The organism is Pseudomonas sp. RIT-PI-o, from assembly GCF_001297215.1.
Taxonomy (GTDB): domain Bacteria; phylum Pseudomonadota; class Gammaproteobacteria; order Pseudomonadales; family Pseudomonadaceae; genus Aquipseudomonas; species Aquipseudomonas moraviensis_A.
On the sequence record NZ_LHPA01000028.1, the window covers coordinates 322,674 to 340,434 of the forward strand.

Genomic DNA, 17,761 nt, shown 5'->3' on the forward strand with positions numbered 1-17,761 from the left:
ATGCCGCCCCTATGGCTAAACAGAAGAAACACCCAACAGGGACCATCGCGCAGAACAAAAAGGCGCGACACGATTACTTCATCGAGCACAAGTTCGAGGCTGGTCTGGTCCTGGCCGGCTGGGAAGTAAAAAGTCTGCGGGCTAGCAAGTTGCAGCTGGTCGACAGCTATGTCCTGCTCAAGGATGGCGAAGCGTGGTTGCTCGGCAGCCACATCACGCCGCTGATGACCGCGAGCACTCACGTCATCGCCGACCCGGTGCGCACACGCAAACTGCTGCTCAACCGCCGCGAGCTGGACAAGCTCGCCGCCGCCGTGCAGCAAAAGGGTTACGCCTGCGTATGCCTGTCCTGGTACTGGAGCAAGCACATGGTCAAGTGCGAGATCGCTCTGGGCAAGGGCAAGAAGGAATACGACAAGCGTGACACCGAGCGCGAGCGCGACGCCGGTCGTGAATTGCAGCGAGCGGTGCGCAACAAGGGCAAGGAAGACTAGTCCTCGCCACAATTGATGCGCTACTTCACATCCCCTTGCGCCGCTCCGCCCGAGCCATGCGCTGCACCTCCTGACGCACCTCTTCCAGCACTTCCTGCACATACAGAATATGTCGGCTGGACACTTCCCTGGCCTGCTCCGCGCGCCCTTCGATAATCGCCAGATACAATTCCCGATGCTGCGAGATCAGCATGTCGCGTGTTTCCGTGCGCTGTTTGTACATGCCGCCAATGTTGGTCACGACGTTGCGCTTGAGCAGATCGAACAAACCACGAATGGTATGCAGCAACACCGCGTTGTGGCTGGCCTCGGCAATCGCCAGATGAAATTTCGCATCCGCCGCGCCCTCTTCCGCCCGGCTGACTTCTTCATGGCGCGAGTAGCAATCCTGCAGCTCTTCAAAGGCAGTAGTCAGTCGTTCACGATCGACATCGGTGGCGCGCATCGCGGCGTAATAAGCGCACGACGCCTCCAGGGTGTGCCGGAACTCGAGCAAATCGCGCTGCGCTTCGGGATTGCTTTCAAGCAATTGCAACAGCGGATCGCTGAACGTCGAACCAAGCCCTTCCACCACATAATTGCCGCCGCCCTGGCGGCTGACCAGCAAGCCTTTGGCCGCGAGTTTCTGAATCGCCTCGCGCAACGACGGGCGTGATACGCCAAATTGTTCGGCCAGGGTGCGCTCGGCCGGCAGCCGCTCGCCTGACTTCAGCGTGCCCTCAAGGATCATCCCTTCGAGGCGCTCAACAATATCGTCAGACAAACGGCGCTGACGTATCTGATCAAAGCCCATAACTCATTTCTCCACGATCCCGACCGCTCGCCGGGCTGTCTATTCTGGCCTATCCGCGCGCCGCCGACACCTGCCAGACAGCACTTCGCCAAACCGGATCAGCTGGCCCCTGCACCGTATCTTCGACGAAAGTTTCAGGGCGGCAAATTGACACACCTGCGCTGAGGCTTTTACCCTAGCCAACAGCGCTTGCAAATTGGTCTTACCAATTATCCAAATACGCTGACAGTGCCTGACCAACAACAATTAGGGGCCACCCCACTATGCAAACCTGGCAACAGCTCTACAGCCCGCTCGGCAGTCTTGGCGTCTCCGCACTCGCGGCCGTCATTCCCATCGTGTTCTTCTTTCTCGCCCTGGCGGTGTTCCGCCTCAAAGGCCACGTGGCCGGCAGCATCACCCTCGCGCTTTCGATTGCCGTGGCGATTTTCGCTTTCCAGATGCCGGTGGACATGGCGTTCGCCGCCGCCGGTTATGGCTTCGCTTATGGTCTGTGGCCGATTGCCTGGATCATTGTCGCGGCGGTGTTCCTTTACAAACTGACGGTGAAAAGCGGCCAATTCGAGGTGATCCGCAGTTCGGTCCTGTCAATCACCGATGACCAGCGCCTGCAGGTGCTGCTGATCGGTTTCTGCTTCGGCGCATTTCTGGAAGGTGCCGCCGGTTTCGGCGCGCCGGTCGCGATTACTGCCGCACTCCTTGTAGGACTGGGCTTCAATCCGCTGTACGCCGCCGGCCTGTGCCTGATCGCCAACACCGCTCCGGTGGCATTCGGCGCGCTGGGGATTCCGATCATCGTTGCAGGTCAGGTCACTGGCATTGACGCCTTCAAGATCGGCGCCATGACCGGTCGCCAATTGCCGCTGCTTTCGCTGTTCGTGCCGTTCTGGCTGGTGTTCATGATGGACGGCCTGCGCGGTGTGCGCGAAACCTGGCCAGCCGCGCTGGTGGCGGGTTTGAGCTTCGCCATCACCCAGTACTTCACTTCGAACTTCATCGGCCCGGAACTGCCGGACATCACCTCGGCGCTGGCCAGCCTGATTTCCCTGACCCTGTTCCTCAAGGTCTGGCAACCACGCCGCGCCGCCGGCCAGCACATCGTCGGCGCCGTGTCGGCTTCGGTGGTCAGCGCCAGCGTCGGCGGTTTCGGCCAGAAGCGCACCACCGTGGCTTCGCCCTACAGCCTCGGGGAAATTTTCAAGGCTTGGTCGCCGTTCCTGATCCTCACCGTACTGGTGACGATCTGGACGCTGAAGCCTTTCAAAGCGATGTTCGCTGCTGGCGGCTCGATGTACAGCTGGGTATTCAACTTCGCGATTCCGCACCTTGATCAACTGGTGATCAAGACTGCGCCGATCGTGGCCAATCCGACTGCCATTCCAGCGGTGTTCAAACTCGACCCGATTTCCGCCACCGGTACGGCGATTTTCTTCTCCGCGCTGATTTCGATGCTGGTACTGAAGATCGATTTCAAAACTGGTCTGACCACTTTGAAAGAGACCTTCTACGAACTGCGCTGGCCGATCCTGTCGATCGGCATGGTGCTGGCGTTCGCCTTTGTCACCAACTACTCCGGCATGTCCTCGACCATGGCTCTGGTATTGGCCGGTACCGGCGCGGCATTCCCGTTCTTCTCGCCGTTCCTCGGTTGGCTGGGCGTGTTCCTCACCGGCTCGGATACGTCGTCGAATGCGCTGTTCAGTTCGTTGCAAGCGACCACGGCGCACCAGATCGGCGTCAACGACACCCTGCTGGTGGCGGCCAATACCAGCGGCGGCGTGACCGGCAAGATGATCTCGCCGCAATCGATCGCCGTGGCTTGCGCCGCGACCGGTCTGGTCGGAAAGGAATCGGATCTGTTCCGCTTCACCCTCAAGCACAGCCTATTCTTTGCAACGATTGTTGGTTTGATCACCCTGGCTCAGGCCTACTGGTTCACCGGCATGCTGGTGCACTAAGACTACGAGAAGCATGGAAATAACCGACGCCGGCCCGTGATCCGGCGTCAGCAATTCACCACCGGGTCTGTAAGGCTGCTGAAAGCAACGCGCTTTATATTCGGCAGCCGCAGCAGACGGATAACCGGGCCCACCCGGAGACACGCCTGATGAGCGAGCTTTTCTACAACGCTGTGCCGAACGCGACTCGCGTGGCACCGCCACTGCCCGAACCTCGGCAATACCCCAGCGAAAAACCGTCGCGGGTCTACCTGTTCGGCACGTGTGTGGTTGACCTGTTCTACCCCGAAGCCGGGATGGACGCGATCCATCTGCTGGAGCGCGAAGGCATCCAGGTCGAGTATCCGCAAGGGCAGAGTTGCTGCGGCCAACCGGCCTACACCTCGGGTTACACCGAGCAGGCGCGGACGGTAGCGCGCTCGCAACTGGCGCTGTTTGCCGGGAATTATCCGGTGGTGGTGCCCTCGGGTTCCTGCGCCGGCATGCTGCGCGAGCATTACGCAGACTTGTTCAAGGACGAGCCGGAGATGTTGAAACAGGTGCAGGCCCTTGCGGCTCGCACCTATGAACTGGCCGAATTTCTGCTGTTTGTCTGCAAGGTGCAGCTCAAGGACAGCGGCGAACCGGTGAAAGTCGCGCTGCACACGTCGTGTTCGGCACGCCGTGAAATGAACACCCACCTGCACGGCCGCGAGTTGTTGGCGCAGTTGAGCAATGTGGAACGGGTCAATCACGACCACGAAAGCGAATGCTGTGGCTTTGGTGGGACATTCAGCGTCCGTATGCCAGACATTTCCGGCGCGATGGTGGCTGACAAGACCCGCGCGCTGAAGGACTCCGGCGCGCACAAGGTACTGAGTGCCGACTGCGGCTGTTTGATGAACATCAACGGCGCGCTGGAGAAACAGCAGGAAGCGTTACGCGGGCAACATCTGGCGAGCTTCCTCTGGCAGCGAACCGGAGGTGCGCAATGAGCACCTCGACGATTATTCCTACGGTCGCCGTAGAAGAAGATTTTCGCACCCGGGCGCACAACGCTTTGGGCGATCAGCAGCTACGGAACAACTTCCGCACTGCCATGGACTCACTGATGACCAAGCGGGCAGCCGCGTTCAGTGATGCCCACGAAAGAGAACATTTGCGCGCACTGGGCAATTCGATCAAGGCCCGCGCGCTGTCCAAGTTGCCCGACCTGCTCGAGCAACTGGAACAGAACCTGACCCGCAACGGTGTGACAGTGCACTGGGCGGAAACGGTGGACGAGGCCAATGGCATCGTCTTATCGATCATCCGCGCTCACGAGGCGCGGCAAGTGATCAAGGGCAAATCGATGGTCAGCGAAGAAATGGAGATGAACCATTTCCTCGAGGCTCGGGACATTGAATGTCTGGAGTCCGACATGGGGGAGTACATCGTCCAGCTCGACCACGAGAAGCCTTCACACATCATTATGCCGGCGATCCACAAGAATGCCGGTCAGGTCGCGTCCTTGTTCCACGACAAACTTGGCGTGGAATACACCAAGGACGTTGACCAACTCATTCAGATCGGTCGCAGGGTCCTGCGGCAGAAATTCTTCGAAGCCGACATCGGCGTCTCCGGCGTCAACTTCGCCGTGGCCGAAACCGGCACCCTGCTGCTGGTGGAAAACGAAGGCAACGGGCGCATGACCACCACCGTGCCGCCGGTGCATATCGCCGTGACCGGCATCGAAAAAGTCGTGGAAAACCTGCGCGACGTGGTGCCACTGCTGTCACTGCTGACGCGCTCGGCGCTGGGCATTCCGATCACCACCTACGTCAACATGATCTCCGGCCCGCGCAAGGAACATGAACTCGACGGCCCGCAGGAAGTGCATCTGGTGCTGCTCGACAATGGTCGCAGCCAGGCCTTCGCCGACAGTGAATTGCGCCAGACCCTCAACTGCATCCGCTGCGGCGCCTGCATGAATCATTGCCCGGTGTACACCCGCGTCGGCGGCCACACCTATGGCGAGGTTTACCCCGGGCCGATCGGCAAAATCATCACCCCACACATGGTCGGCCTGGCCAAGGTTCCGGACCACCCGAGCGCGTCCTCATTGTGCGGCGCCTGCGGCGAAGTCTGCCCGGTGAAGATTCCGATCCCGGCGATCCTGCGCCGTCTGCGCGAAGAAAACGTCAAAGCCCCGGACGCGCCGAATCAGGTGATGCGCGGTCAGGGCAGCAAATATTCACGCAAGGAACGCTTCATCTGGAACGCATGGGCCAGGCTCAACAGCTCGCCGACGCTGTATCGAATCTTTGTCTTTTTCGCCACGCGTCTGCGCGGGCTGACACCCAGCAACGTCGGCCCGTGGACGCAAAATCACAGCGCACCAAAACCCGCCGCGCGTTCGTTGCATGACATGGCCCGCGAGCATCTGGGCAAACAGGGAGAACGTCGATGAGCGCCAAGCAAAATATCCTCGGCAAGCTGCGGAAAAGTCTGACCGGCACCACGCCGATCGCCGACACCTTCGACGTCGATCTGGTCACCCAGCCCTACACCTACAGCGCCGAGCAACGCATCCCGCAACTGCGCAAACTGATGGAAGCGGTGCACACCGAAATCCACCTGACCTCGGGCGCCGAGTGGCCGGCATTACTGGCGCAACTGCTGCGCGACCGCCAATTGCCGAGCCTGCTGATCGCTCCGACAACAACCCACGGGCAACGCATCACACATCACTGGGCGAATAATCCCGATCTGCCAGCGCTGAAATCCTACGACCGGCCGATGGAAGAATGGAAAGCCGAGCTATTCAACGACACCCCGGCCAGCCTCACCGGCACCCTCGGTGCGATCGCCGCGACCGGCAGCCTGATCATCTGGCCAACCCGTGAAGAGCCACGCTTGATGAGCCTGGTGCCGCCGGTGCATTTCGCCCTGCTCAACGCCAGCGAAATCCGCGACAACTTCTATCAGGTGCAACAGGAATTCGAATGGGCGCAAGGCATGCCGACCAACGCGCTGCTGGTCTCCGGCCCGTCGAAAACCGCCGATATTGAACAGGTCCTCGCCTATGGCGCCCATGGCCCGAAAGATCTGGTCGTGCTGATTCTGGAGGATCAATGAGTCTTCCTGCCGCTTTCCTGCGTGATGCCGAGCAACTGATACCGCCAGAGCGGCGCTTCGACGATCCGCTGTCGACCCTGGCCTTTGGCACCGACGCCAGTTTCTATCGACTGATCCCGAAACTGGTAATCCGCGTCGAATCCGAAGACGAAGTGGTGGCGCTGCTGCAACTGGCCCAACGCGACAAGGTGCCGGTGACCTTCCGCGCCGCCGGCACCAGCCTGTCCGGGCAGGCGATCAGCGATTCCGTGCTGATCGTGCTTGGGGATAACTGGAACGCCCGCGAAATTCGTGGGCAAGGCACGCAGATCCGCCTGCAACCGGGAGTGATCGGCGCGCAGGCCAACGCCTGGCTGGCACCGTTCGGGCGCAAGATTGGCCCGGACCCGGCGTCGATCAATGCCTGCAAGATCGGCGGCATCGTCGCCAACAACGCCAGCGGCATGTGCTGCGGCACCGCGCAAAATACCTATCACACCCTGGCCGGGATTCGTCTGGTGCTGGCCGACGGCACGCGTCTCGACACCGAAGACCCTGCCAGCGTCGCGGCATTTCGTTCAAGCCACGGCGAACTGCTCGAACGACTGGCGACATTGGGCCGCGAGACCCGCGCCAATGCCGAACTGGCCGCGAGAATTCGCCACAAATACCGTCTGAAAAATACCACCGGTCTGTCGCTGAATGCCCTGGTGGATTTCGACGAGCCTGTGGATATCTTGAGCCACCTGCTGGTCGGCTCCGAGGGCACCCTCGGTTTTATCAGCGCGGTGACCTACGACACCGTCATCGATCACCCGAACAAGGCCTCGGCGCTGATCGTGTTCCCCGATGTCGAAACTTGCTGCAACGCCGTCACCGTGCTGAAAAGCCAACCGGTATCCGCAGTGGAACTGCTCGACCGACGCAGTCTGCGCTCGGTGCAGGACAAAAAAGGCATGCCGGCTTTCGTACAGCTGCTGTCGGAAAATGCCTGCGCGCTGCTCATCGAATCCCGCGCCGCCTCGTCGACATTGCTGCAGGAACAACTGGCGCAAATCATGGCGTCGCTGCGCGATTTCCCCGTCGAGAAGCAGGTCGACTTCACTGAAGACCCCGTGGAAAACGCCCGACTCTGGGCCATCCGCAAAGACACTTTCCCCGCCGTCGGCGCCGTGCGTAAAACCGGCACCACGGTGATCATCGAAGACGTGACCTTCCCGGTCGAACAACTGGCGATCGGCGTCAATCGCCTGATCGAGCTGTTCGACAAACATGCCTACGACGAAGCGATCCTTTTCGGACATGCACTGGAAGGCAATCTGCACTTCGTCTTCACCCAAGGCTTCAACAGCCCGGAAGAAATCGCACGCTACCAAGCGTTCATGGACGACGTCGCGCAACTGGTCGCGGTGGAATTCGGCGGCTCGCTGAAGGCCGAACACGGCACCGGCCGCAACATGGCACCGTTCGTGGAACTGGAATGGGGCAGCGACGCCTACCAACTGATGTGGCAGCTCAAACGCCTGCTCGACCCCAACGGCATTCTCAATCCGGACGTGGTGCTTAGCGAAGATCCGCAGATCCATCTCAAGCACCTGAAGCCACTGCCGGCGGCGGACGAGATTGTGGATAAGTGCATCGAGTGCGGTTTCTGCGAGCCGGTCTGCCCATCCAAAGGCCTGACCCTGAGCCCGCGCCAGCGCATCGTCATCTGGCGTGATATCCAGGCGAAAAAACGCGCCGGCGTCGACACCACCGAACTGGAAAAAGCCTTCGATTACCAAGGCATCGACACCTGCGCCGCCACAGGTCTGTGCGCGCAACGCTGCCCTGTAGGCATCAACACCGGCGAATTGGTGAAAAAGCTCCGTGGCCGACACGCCACGCATCAGAAAACCGCCGACTGGATTGAAGGAAATTTCGCCAAGACCCTGCAAGGCGCACGCTTCACTCTGCACGTCGCCAACGGCGCGCGAATGATGCTCGGGGCGCCGCGTCTGGCGAAGTTGTCGGCGACGCTGACGCGCTTGTCCAAAGGCCAAGTGCCGCTGTGGACCAACGCCATGCCACAACCGGAAAAAGCCATTCGCTTCAGCCCGAGCGTTTCGGACGAGCGCCCGCGCGTGGTCTACCTGGCGGCTTGCGTCTCGCGGGTCATGGGCCCGGCGGCGGGCGACAAAGAACAGATGTCGCTGTACGACAAAACCCGTGGCCTGCTGGAAAAAGCCGGTTACCAGGTAGTCTTCCCCGACAACCAGGACAACCTCTGCTGCGGTCAGCCATTCGCCTCCAAAGGCTATGCCGAACAGGCCGAGCACAAACGCCAGGAACTGATCAGCGCCCTGCTCCACGCCAGTCGCGGCGGCCTCGATCCGATCTATTGCGACACCAGCCCGTGTACGTTGCGTCTGGTTCAGGACATCGGCGAAACGCGACTGGATCTGTACGATCCGGTGCGCTTCATCCGTACGCATCTGATGGATCGTCTGAACTTCACACCCCAGGAAGCACCGATTGCCGTGCACGTGACCTGCAGCACTCAGCACTTGGGCGAAAGCCAGGCGCTGATCGATCTGGCGCGCAAATGCAGCAACACCGTGGTGATTCCCGAAGGCATACATTGCTGCGGATTCGCCGGCGACAAAGGCTTCACCACACCGGAGTTGAACCGCCATTCACTGCGTACGCTCAAGGACGCCGTGCAGCACTGCAGCGAGGGGATTTCCACCAGCCGCACGTGCGAAATCGGCCTGACCCAGCACGGTGGAATCGACTACCACGGGCTGGTTTATCTGGTGGATCGGGTGACGCGGGCAAAAGTCGTCTGAAGAAAAATAGAACTCTTGAGCGAGACGGCAATCCACAGAACAGGCCCCGACAAATCGGGGCTTTTCCTCCATTCGGTGGCTCGCGCAGCGGTCAGCGAAGCCTGGATCCCTCAGTTCAAGGAGATACACATGAAGCGTTCTGTACTGTTAGGTCTGTTCGTTACTGCCTCGATGATGGCGTCCACTTCGTTCGCCGCAGACAAGCCTGCCGATCTGTGCGATGCCAATATCCAGACGATCAACAACGCCAAAGGGCAGTTGTCGGCGAACCCGGAATTGAGCCAGCAGGCCGAAAAAAGCGTAAGCAGGGCCCACGCACTCAAAGCCGAAGGCAAAATCGACGACTGCGTCGCGGAAACCTCGCAAACCATCGTGGAACTGCGCAAAGCCACCGGCACCAACAACTGATCCATGCTGACGGGCCAACCTGCGGGTTGGCCTCGTCGGCAGATTGACGTACACTGTGCACGCTTGTTGCCCGATCAGATTCACCGGGCAATGAGTTCGGGGCCGTTTAGGATTCGACGCCGGTTGCGAAACTCTAGGTGCATGCCGACTTGGTAACAGAAGTCGTAAATCCACTGTTGCAACTACTTATAGTTGCCAATGACGACCAATACGGTGTTGCTCTCGCTGCTTAATTGCAGCTGACAATGCTCCTGGTACCTTCGGGTCCAGCAATCATCAGGGGATGTCTGTAAACCCGAAATGATTGTCATATAGAACAGAATCGCCGTGCAGTACGTTGTGGACGAAGCGGCTAAAACTTACACAACTCGCCCAAAGCACCCTGCCCGTCGGGTCGCTGAGGGTTAACTTAATAGACACGGCTACGCATGTAGTACCGACAGCGGAGTACTGGCGGACGGGGGTTCAAATCCCCCCGGCTCCACCAACTCGATGAAGAAGACGCCTTAGGGCGTTTTTTTTTGTGCCCGAAGATCGGTAAAAAACCCAGGGAGACAGCGCCGGAGTTTCCCCGCTCAAAGCAGACCGAGGAACAATAAATAGTTCCTAACCTCTTCCATGCCTCGCGTTGCCACGCCTATCAAATAATCACGAGACAGGCGTTGGAGCGGAAGCGGGCCGGATTGACGCACCCATTTAGCGACATCTTCTGCAGGCAATCTGCGCGCCGCTAGTATCATGGCCATCAAATCATCTCTGGCATTAGCATCCCGAACTACTGAACTCAGATCCGCGCCTCTGGAATGGTACTCGGTGCCGTCCCTCATTCCGGCAGCGTGGAACGAGGCGCGTCGGATGACGCACGGGACGCACTTACCACACTGCTGGTGTGTTCGCTTCCACTTACCACACGATACCGTTTCCGATGCCAGGCTCCTCAAGCTCGCTTGATCTAAACACCCAGAAAGCATCTCTCCCTTCGTCTGAAGCGCGTACGGATTCTCGACTCGTACAGGCAGGCCGACCGTATCCAGGATTTTTTGGAATAGACCCAAAAAATGTGGGTGCGTCGTCCTAGTGCTCAACGCGCCAATGCGGCGAGCAGTCATTGGAGGGTTCAGCGCAATGAGCCCGTTCTCGGGAACGAAAAGTTCTACTGGTGTGCCAGTGACTCGTAGCTGCGCCAATGTGGCCCCAACCAGTGCACCATAGGCGAGAAAATTGAAGCTTCGAGTGCGCATCTGCACGTCGGTTTTTCTCCCAGTCCAGGACACCGGATTTGCCACCGCAGCGAATCTTGAGACCTCAACCGGTAGATGATCCCGAACCATGATTTGCTTTTCCGAGTCACCTCGATATGCATGACTTATCAGCAATGGGTGCCGGCCCTCTGCTAATAAATTCAACGCTCCAATGCCGCTATCCATCCCCCCCGAGAACAAACTGACGCAATCGTGGCCGGCCATAACGGTGATGCGACCACGGTTCTGAGACGTGAGCTGTCTGGGTCCATCAGGCAACAGGATGATCTCCCAAAGATCGCCGCTTAAGAAATGCAAAGCCTTCTGTAAAAGCGGTATCGCGGGCTGCCAAAGTTGCGGATCAGCGATAGGGACGAACAAACGAAGGTCCCGTGCCCAACCATCATCGGCCTCCGCTTTATCTACAAAAGTATCCGCAGCCGTTACAGCCATGGCTATAGTCAACAGATCAAATCCGGTTCTACTAACCGGAGCACCTAAACGCCTCACTGCGGCGCGAACCGGCCCCCCTATGGAACAAGTGCCCCGCGTCGGTGGACGACTGCCGTACATCAGTACGGGAATTTCATTAACCGTTTGTGAGCGAAGCTGATCAGCTTCGTGATGGAAAATGAGGTCTGTCACTCTTGGTATGCCTCCCATTCACTCCACACTTCGCGGATGGCGGCCATCTGAATCTTTTCTATTTGTTTGCTGGAGAGCGCTTTCAGACTGCCCCCCAACAAGGGACGCATGTGCTTGTCGGTCACCGATTCAACGAGCGAGTACAGTTCCTTCTCGGCCTGCTCGACTTGGGCAGGTGATTCAGCTTTTGCGAACGCATCGTTCGAATCGAGCACCACTTGTCCAAACACGCATTTGGTGACGTACACCAGCATCATCTGTACAAGCATCTCGTCAGTGATGCTCGCGAAATCAAACTCTTGGTAACCCTCTAGGCATTCAGACAGCGCCTCGTTCATCGCGACCCGAACGCGATCAGAATCGCCGTCCTCAGTGGCAAGCGCCTGCACGATCATGTCGATAGCAATGTCCGTGTCTTGGCCGTTCAACGCAGCGAGATCCAGCCCCAAAGGGGAATGCCCTTCCCTCAATGTCGCCATCGCACCAAATAAGGCTCCACCGGCTCCGGCCATGGAGCCAAACCGGGCAGGTCCAACGCCACTGCCACCGGTTGCACCGCCTGCATAGCTGCTTATCGCAGAGCGAAGGTAGTCGCCGTCTCCTGTCGAGACGAATCTCCCCAGATTTGTGCGGAAGTCTTTAAATCGCTGCGGAGGAGCCTCGGGTACCTGCTGCCCGTCGATGTCCACCCACCCAGGCACAAATGGAGAATTACCCCCAGGCCCTTTGCTTGACGTAGAGGTTCCCATTACTTCTTCTCCCGCTCCTTGTACCAGTTCGCGCCCTTAAGCTTGCTGCTGAGCCAAGGCCGAATTTTGTCCGGCATTACGGTGCGAATGAAGTCCGATAGCAGCGCACCGGCTTCGGGTGACTTCTCGGCAAGCAGCTGCGCACCGTCGAAGCCGACTGGCTTGCTTGACCACTCAGAATGCGACCGCATCGATTCAATTAACTGGGTCATGACGGCCGCGTGCTCACCACCGGATATGGTTTGTAGAGCAGCTTTTGCAGAAGGTGACGAGGTGTTGGACGTCCGTTTGAGCACAGCAAGCGCTTCAGCCGCATCAGCAGAAAGACCTGCGCGCAATACCCGTAGGGGAGTGGTTTCCCTGCTCAGATAAACGACCGGACGAAGGTCTACAGTCGAAAGCTGCGGTTCGAGCCTGATCCAATCTCGCACGAGGTCTACTTTGGTCCATAAATCCGGACAAGCCTCCGTAAATTTCACGGGGTCTTCCAGTAGCCCCTCCAGTTCGGCCAACACTTCAGGTTTGCCGCCGGCAGCACTATTTATCATTGAGTAAAGATGGGCGACCGCTTTCTCCTCCATGCAACGCTCAAAAAGCGCTACCTTGGCGATTAGGGCCTCGTTTACAGGCATTTCACGCAGTGCTGCTACCCGTACCCTCATTCGAACGACGTTGAGCATACGCTTCACGATTCTGGGGTTACCCAACACGGAGCTGGAGCTTGCAAGCATTGGCGCAATTCGGTCAGCAATCGGAAAAGCTTCGGCAACTTCCACAGGCACATTAGAGCCCAGCAATTCTAAGGCCCTTTCTGTGCTGATAGGCTCGTCTTTCCATGCCTTGCGCAAGTCATCTTCAAGCCCGACTCTCAAGGCCTCGATGTGCTCGCCGGGGACCTTGTTACCGGCCGAGGCGAACAGCATGAATAAATACGCCCGAACCTCCTGAACGCCCAACCTTGGCACACGAACAGGCACTTGAATAAGTTTATCCAAGTAATCAGTCACATGACGATCACCGGGATCTTTGAAATGCTCACTGACCGAATGGCGAACCATCTCCTCATCTGCCGCCACGACAAAAGCCGTATGGTTCATGAAGAGGAATAGACGCAGAGCCTCCAAGGTATGGATCGTCTGCTTGGGCAAGCAGCGATCTAAGTTGTCGACAAAAACGACCAACGTTTTGTCGAGACCGATGAGGACATTTGAAAACTCCTTTCGGAACGCCTCGATCTGTTGGGGGGGAGTTTGCTGCTTTTCTGGGCCAAGCAGCCCGGTAAAGCTGTCCTTCGCCTTACCACCTTCATCTTTGAGAGTTCCTAACGAGTCATGATCCGCTTCACCGGAAAAGAGCTTCCCCAGAGCCTCCACCCCTTTCGCACCAAAACCGAAAGCTGGCATACCCAAAGCAAGCGCTCCGCCTTCGACCATAAGACCAAGCATTCGCATTTTGTTTGCCCGCGCAAAAAGCTTCTTCGCTTCAGGAAGAAAGCTGGTTTCTTCGGCAGCGTCGATAAGAGTGGAGGCGATGACCTCCATCAGCGCAGCGCGGGAGTCATCGAAGCCCTGATACAACCAGGCGTCAAAACGAACGACGACGAATTCAGACGCTCCCCGAGGAGGGTTCAGTCCATGCTCGATCAGATTGAGCAGCGTGGACTTCCCAGTACCCCAAGAACCGAACACGCCTATGGTAACCGGGCGCATGGACGGATCACGGATGACGTCCACAACCAGATCCGCCACTTCTGAGTAATTCAGAAAATCGCTTTTTGTATCGACATCAGCCCACATCTGAGCCTCCTTGCTTGCGGAGCATCCCTTGCTTACGAGCTGGATTTACTGTCACAGACACGCAGCATCGCATTTATAACCGCCATCATTCGTTAAAAAGGGATTCAATGCCACCATTTCGGCATCTAGCGCTAATCCCCTTTCTATCAGTTTGTCGGGCCTTTGTAATCGTACGCTCACTGGTCGCGACGCCCTGCCTTCCGTCTACGCAGTAACGGATAGGAAGCTCACCAAGATGAGGTTCGGACTCGACCATGGTCTCGGCGGTCACGCTGGTACTCCACACTACACCGAAGGCATGGCGGTCTCTCACACTGCGCCCCGCACGCATGAGCAACAGATGATTGATAAATCCTCCTTCGCATGGGAGACCTGACTATCCCGCCTACTTCGTCGTGCTCAAAGAACATAGCGAGCGTTGGCAAGCAATTCGCTCATCGGCAACGGGTAAGAGAAAACAAACAAAAAAACCTCCGCAAACAGCGAAAGCTCTTACAATCCATGTCGGGATTTCATACGCCCTTTCTTGACCTCATTGATACCCGAGAGATTGCCCCGTGAGCGAATCAGATATCTCATCCGCCCCACTGGTCGACGTAGGGAAGCTTGCCGCATCCCTTCAAAGTTTCGCAGATGATCGCGACTGGCAGCAGTTCCACTCCCCCAAGAATCTCATCTTGGCTCTCACCGGTGAGGTAGGGGAGCTGTGTGAGATCTTCCAGTGGATGAGCGATGCAGATTCGCTTTCTGCAGCAGCAGACCCCGAGATCGGCCAAGCCGTCCGGGACGAACTGGCGGACGTGCTGATGTACTTGGTTCGCCTCAGCAGCGTACTTGGTGTTGACCTCAACGAAGCGGCGACACGGAAACTCGCCTCGAACGGCCAGAAATATCCTGTGGATAAAGCCAAAAGCAACAGCAAAAAGTACGACCGACTCTGACCTATCCGAATCTAAGGACGACCCGTGATCGTTTACGCTGCGACCAAACAGCAATTTCTTAAAGACAACGATAACGATGACATCGAGGAGGTGATCCTCAGGCATTACAAGGATGCTACTGGCAAGAACGTCGGCACTTCGGAAATCAGGTCGTGGCAAGGCTCCCTGACATACATGGCCAAGGTTCTTAGAGATGAAAGCCTGCCCTGCGATGCAGGCTTGGCAATCGAACTGCATATTCCGCAGTCGTCGAAGCGAATTGATTTTCTACTCACCGGTCGCGACGAGAGCCAGGCAAAAAAAGCCGTATTGATCGAGTTGAAGCAATGGAGTAAGGCCAGCGCAACTCCCAAGGATGCCATCGTCAAAACTGCATTGGGTGGCGGGCTCGTTGAAACCATTCACCCGTCTTACCAAGTATGGTCATACGCAGCGTTGCTTGAAGGCTTCAACGAGGCCGTGTATGACAAAAGCATCGAGATCCGTCCGTGTGCCTACCTTCACAACTACGTTAGCGACGGCATCATAGACTCGGCTCACTACGAATCTCATATCAGTAAGGCTCCACTGTTCCTGAAAGGTCCGGAAGAACTTGGCAAGCTCCGAAGCTTCCTGAAGACGCATATTGTTCACGGCGACAATAAAGAGATTCTGTACGAACTGTCGGATGGAAAAATCCGCCCCTCCAAAGCGCTGGCGGAAGCCTTAAGCGGACTGATGAAGGGCAAACCAGAATTCATATTGATTGACGATCAGAAAGCAATTTTCGAGTCAGCACTCGCTGCGGCAAGCGGAGCTTCGGACCAAGCGCCAAAGGTGCTGATTATTGAGGGAGGACCAGGTACCGGGAAAACCGTTCTGGCTATCAATCTTCTGGTGAAGCTGACCGAGCTGACGTTGTTAAGCAAATATGTATCCAAGAATGCCGCCCCACGCAAGGTCTACGAAAGCAAACTGGTTGGCACCATAAAACGCAGCCATTTCTCGAATTTCTTTTCAGGCTCTGGGGCGTTCATTGACACTGAGCCCAATACATTCGATGCGCTTATCGTGGACGAAGCTCACCGGCTGAATGAGAAAAGCGGGCTTTATGGGAATCTTGGCGAAAACCAGATCAAGGAGCTGATTGAGTCAGCGAAATGCTCAATTTTCTTCATCGATGAAGACCAGCGTGTGACCCTGAGCGACATCGGCAGCAAGCAGGCTATCCGCGGCTTTGCCAAAGCCAAGGGTGCTGTGGTCGAGGAATATGTTCTGTCTTCACAGTTTCGCTGCAGTGGTTCTGACGGTTACATGGCATGGCTGGATGACGTGCTAGGCATTCGCTCGACAGCCAATCCGACACTCAACACCTCGGAGTACGAGTTCAAGGTATTCGACTCACCCCAGGCGCTACATGCCGCCATTGACGAGAAAAACCATAGAAACAAGGCTCGTGTGGTCGCGGGCTATTGCTGGCCTTGGTTGAGCAAGAAAGACTCCACCGCATCTGACATCGTCATTGGTGACTACAAGCGCCAATGGAATCTGGATCAGGATGGCAGCCTGTGGATTATCGCTGAGAACTCCATCGAACAGGTTGGCTGCATTCATACCTGCCAAGGTCTGGAAGTCGACTACATCGGAGTGATCATCGGATCAGACCTAGTCGTACGTGACGGCAACGTAGTGACATCCCCGGATGAGCGCGACAAGCACGATAAATCAATTCGTGGCTGGAAAAAAATGATGAAGGAGCAGCCTTCCCTAGCGAAAAAAGAAACAGACCTGATCATCAAAAATACGTACCGAACCCTGATGACGCGCGGGATGAAGGGTTGTTACCTGTACTGCACCGACAAAGAGACTGCGCAATACTTTGAGAGTCGGCTTAACCAGCACATCAATCATTGACGCTATCGCTTGCTGGTAGCTCATGTACATCCGGCGAGTGGGGACATCGTACGCGCAGGGGCATCAATCAACAGAGGGACCATTTGCTTCATAGATTCGATCCCGATTCATTATGGGGGCGGAGCTAAAAAAGCATAGTGCATCGGTTCAGATCACGCGGTGTCCCAACTGGTACCCGATGCAATGAACTACTTCTTCAAGCATCAGAAGTAGAATCACGACCACAAAAAAGCCCAGCTCGATGGCTGGGCTTCTGCACTCAGGAAACCTGTCGGCTGTTGTGCCAGTAGAGATACGCCAGGCCAACCGGTGCAATGAAAATTGCAAACGACCAACACATCGCCATCGTGAACCCTTTGACCATCAGCAGAAGGATGGCGTTGACGAAAAATACGTTTTCGCCCATCACGTACCCTACGACACTCTCATATACGAACCGAGAGTATGGATACAGCAGCGTGCAGATGACCGACATCACAATCAGCGCAGGCTTCCCCATCAGACCGGATGGGCTATTGGCCGCGACCGTCAAAATCAGAATCGTGAACAACGACCCAAAAATAAGTTGCCGGATGTAGTAGCTGGGGGTCAGCCCGCCAAAAGTCTTCGACAAAAACGAATGCATAAGATCCCTCTAAAACGCTGATTTGAGTGGTGGCCATCATAACAGCATCACCATCCAGAATCAGAAGTGCCGGGGGAGTGTGGTGCACCCAAAGCATCACGTAATGAAGCTCTCGAAAACGCGCGGTTTTATCGATGATTAATTAACAACAGTAACCCTCCAACTGCTCCTAGATGCGCTGTTCGCGTGCCTCGATTGCCCCGGATCCAGTGAGGAGCACTCGCGGCCAAGCTCTCCAACTTGACCATCTCAACTCATGGTGAGCTCAGTGACCGTAATTGAAAAATTTTTCTTGGCTTAACCTTTTTGCCATTC

General features: G+C 57.0%; 14 protein-coding genes and 1 other RNA gene. 10 read left to right on the forward strand and 5 right to left on the reverse strand.

Annotation, left to right across the window (positions count from 1 at the left end; genetic code table 11):
- Nucleotides 1-11: 11 nt before the first annotated feature.
- Complete coding sequence (gene smpB, locus AEQ63_RS20205; protein ID WP_007953781.1) at nucleotides 12-494, forward strand: SsrA-binding protein SmpB; 483 nt, start codon at nucleotides 12-14, stop codon at nucleotides 492-494.
- A gap of 25 nt (nucleotides 495-519) precedes the next feature.
- On the opposite strand, the gene AEQ63_RS20210 is transcribed toward smpB, so the two are convergent.
- Complete coding sequence (locus AEQ63_RS20210; RefSeq protein ID WP_064364504.1) at nucleotides 520-1,287, reverse strand: FCD domain-containing protein; 768 nt, start codon at nucleotides 1,285-1,287, stop codon at nucleotides 520-522.
- Nucleotides 1,288-1,550: 263 nt separating this feature from the next.
- Between AEQ63_RS20210 and AEQ63_RS20215 the strand changes: the two genes are divergently transcribed.
- From AEQ63_RS20215 to ssrA, 7 genes are all read left to right on the forward strand, one after another.
- Complete coding sequence (locus AEQ63_RS20215) at nucleotides 1,551-3,245, forward strand: lactate permease LctP family transporter (protein WP_064364505.1); 1,695 nt, start codon at nucleotides 1,551-1,553, stop codon at nucleotides 3,243-3,245.
- A gap of 149 nt (nucleotides 3,246-3,394) precedes the next feature.
- Nucleotides 3,395-4,219 carry a (Fe-S)-binding protein gene (locus AEQ63_RS20220; RefSeq protein ID WP_064364506.1) on the forward strand — a complete coding sequence of 275 codons (825 nt, stop codon included), beginning with the start codon at nucleotides 3,395-3,397 and terminating at the stop codon, nucleotides 4,217-4,219.
- On the forward strand, nucleotides 4,216-5,673 hold the full coding sequence (locus AEQ63_RS20225; RefSeq protein ID WP_064364507.1) for a LutB/LldF family L-lactate oxidation iron-sulfur protein: 1,458 nt from the start codon (nucleotides 4,216-4,218) through the stop codon (nucleotides 5,671-5,673). Before AEQ63_RS20220 ends, AEQ63_RS20225 begins: the two co-directional genes overlap by 4 nt.
- Nucleotides 5,670-6,341: a LutC/YkgG family protein gene (locus AEQ63_RS20230; protein ID WP_064364508.1), complete on the forward strand. Its 672-nt coding sequence runs from the start codon at nucleotides 5,670-5,672 to the stop codon at nucleotides 6,339-6,341. The genes AEQ63_RS20225 and AEQ63_RS20230 overlap by 4 nt, the downstream gene beginning before the upstream one ends.
- Nucleotides 6,338-9,148 carry an FAD-binding and (Fe-S)-binding domain-containing protein gene (locus AEQ63_RS20235; protein ID WP_064364509.1) on the forward strand — a complete coding sequence of 937 codons (2,811 nt, stop codon included), beginning with the start codon at nucleotides 6,338-6,340 and terminating at the stop codon, nucleotides 9,146-9,148. The genes AEQ63_RS20230 and AEQ63_RS20235 overlap by 4 nt, the downstream gene beginning before the upstream one ends.
- Before the next feature lie 129 nt (nucleotides 9,149-9,277).
- The gene (locus AEQ63_RS20240) at nucleotides 9,278-9,556 is read left to right on the forward strand and encodes a hypothetical protein (protein ID WP_064364510.1); all 279 of its coding nucleotides are present in this window, start codon (nucleotides 9,278-9,280) and stop codon (nucleotides 9,554-9,556) included.
- A 98-nt stretch (nucleotides 9,557-9,654) separates the two neighbouring features.
- Nucleotides 9,655-10,043, forward strand: a transfer-messenger RNA (tmRNA) gene (gene ssrA, locus AEQ63_RS20245).
- Between the two features lie 88 nt (nucleotides 10,044-10,131).
- On the opposite strand, the gene qatC is transcribed toward ssrA, so the two are convergent.
- From qatC to AEQ63_RS20260, 3 genes are all read right to left on the reverse strand, one after another.
- Nucleotides 10,132-11,460 carry a Qat anti-phage system QueC-like protein QatC gene (gene qatC / locus AEQ63_RS20250; protein WP_330219472.1) on the reverse strand — a complete coding sequence of 443 codons (1,329 nt, stop codon included), beginning with the start codon at nucleotides 11,458-11,460 and terminating at the stop codon, nucleotides 10,132-10,134.
- Nucleotides 11,439-11,954, reverse strand: coding sequence for a hypothetical protein (locus AEQ63_RS20255; protein WP_064364548.1), 516 nt, complete (start codon nucleotides 11,952-11,954; stop codon nucleotides 11,439-11,441). Before AEQ63_RS20255 ends, qatC begins: the two co-directional genes overlap by 22 nt.
- A gap of 236 nt (nucleotides 11,955-12,190) precedes the next feature.
- Nucleotides 12,191-13,987, reverse strand: coding sequence for a KAP family P-loop NTPase fold protein (locus AEQ63_RS20260; RefSeq protein WP_064364512.1), 1,797 nt, complete (start codon nucleotides 13,985-13,987; stop codon nucleotides 12,191-12,193).
- 557 nt (nucleotides 13,988-14,544) lie between these two features.
- Here AEQ63_RS20260 and AEQ63_RS20265 point away from each other — a divergent pair.
- Together AEQ63_RS20265 and AEQ63_RS20270 are read left to right on the forward strand one after the other, a co-directional pair.
- A complete protein-coding gene (locus AEQ63_RS20265) occupies nucleotides 14,545-14,928 on the forward strand; it encodes a nucleotide pyrophosphohydrolase (protein WP_064364513.1) in 384 nt (127 codons plus the stop codon).
- Between the two features lie 24 nt (nucleotides 14,929-14,952).
- Nucleotides 14,953-16,821 carry a DUF2075 domain-containing protein gene (locus tag AEQ63_RS20270; protein WP_064364514.1) on the forward strand — a complete coding sequence of 623 codons (1,869 nt, stop codon included), beginning with the start codon at nucleotides 14,953-14,955 and terminating at the stop codon, nucleotides 16,819-16,821.
- 259 nt (nucleotides 16,822-17,080) lie between these two features.
- Here AEQ63_RS20270 and AEQ63_RS20275 read toward each other — a convergent pair whose 3' ends face one another.
- A complete protein-coding gene (locus AEQ63_RS20275; RefSeq protein ID WP_064364515.1) occupies nucleotides 17,081-17,446 on the reverse strand; it encodes a hypothetical protein in 366 nt (121 codons plus the stop codon).
- Nucleotides 17,447-17,761: the final 315 nt, after the last annotated feature.

What these genes read in the sequence shown, in the direction of transcription:
- smpB (WP_007953781.1), top strand. Translation starts at nt 12, where the DNA reads ATGGCTAAACAGAAGAAACACCCAACAGGGACCATCGCGCAGAACAAA.
- AEQ63_RS20210 (WP_064364504.1), bottom strand. Translation starts at nt 1,287, where the DNA reads ATGGGCTTTGATCAGATACGTCAGCGCCGTTTGTCTGACGATATTGTT.
- AEQ63_RS20215 (WP_064364505.1), top strand. Translation starts at nt 1,551, where the DNA reads ATGCAAACCTGGCAACAGCTCTACAGCCCGCTCGGCAGTCTTGGCGTC.
- AEQ63_RS20220 (WP_064364506.1), top strand. Translation starts at nt 3,395, where the DNA reads ATGAGCGAGCTTTTCTACAACGCTGTGCCGAACGCGACTCGCGTGGCA.
- AEQ63_RS20225 (WP_064364507.1), top strand. Translation starts at nt 4,216, where the DNA reads ATGAGCACCTCGACGATTATTCCTACGGTCGCCGTAGAAGAAGATTTT.
- AEQ63_RS20230 (WP_064364508.1), top strand. Translation starts at nt 5,670, where the DNA reads ATGAGCGCCAAGCAAAATATCCTCGGCAAGCTGCGGAAAAGTCTGACC.
- AEQ63_RS20235 (WP_064364509.1), top strand. Translation starts at nt 6,338, where the DNA reads ATGAGTCTTCCTGCCGCTTTCCTGCGTGATGCCGAGCAACTGATACCG.
- AEQ63_RS20240 (WP_064364510.1), top strand. Translation starts at nt 9,278, where the DNA reads ATGAAGCGTTCTGTACTGTTAGGTCTGTTCGTTACTGCCTCGATGATG.
- qatC (WP_330219472.1), bottom strand. Translation starts at nt 11,460, where the DNA reads ATGGGAGGCATACCAAGAGTGACAGACCTCATTTTCCATCACGAAGCT.
- AEQ63_RS20255 (WP_064364548.1), bottom strand. Translation starts at nt 11,954, where the DNA reads ATGGCCGGAGCCGGTGGAGCCTTATTTGGTGCGATGGCGACATTGAGG.
- AEQ63_RS20260 (WP_064364512.1), bottom strand. Translation starts at nt 13,987, where the DNA reads ATGTGGGCTGATGTCGATACAAAAAGCGATTTTCTGAATTACTCAGAA.
- AEQ63_RS20275 (WP_064364515.1), bottom strand. Translation starts at nt 17,446, where the DNA reads ATGCATTCGTTTTTGTCGAAGACTTTTGGCGGGCTGACCCCCAGCTAC.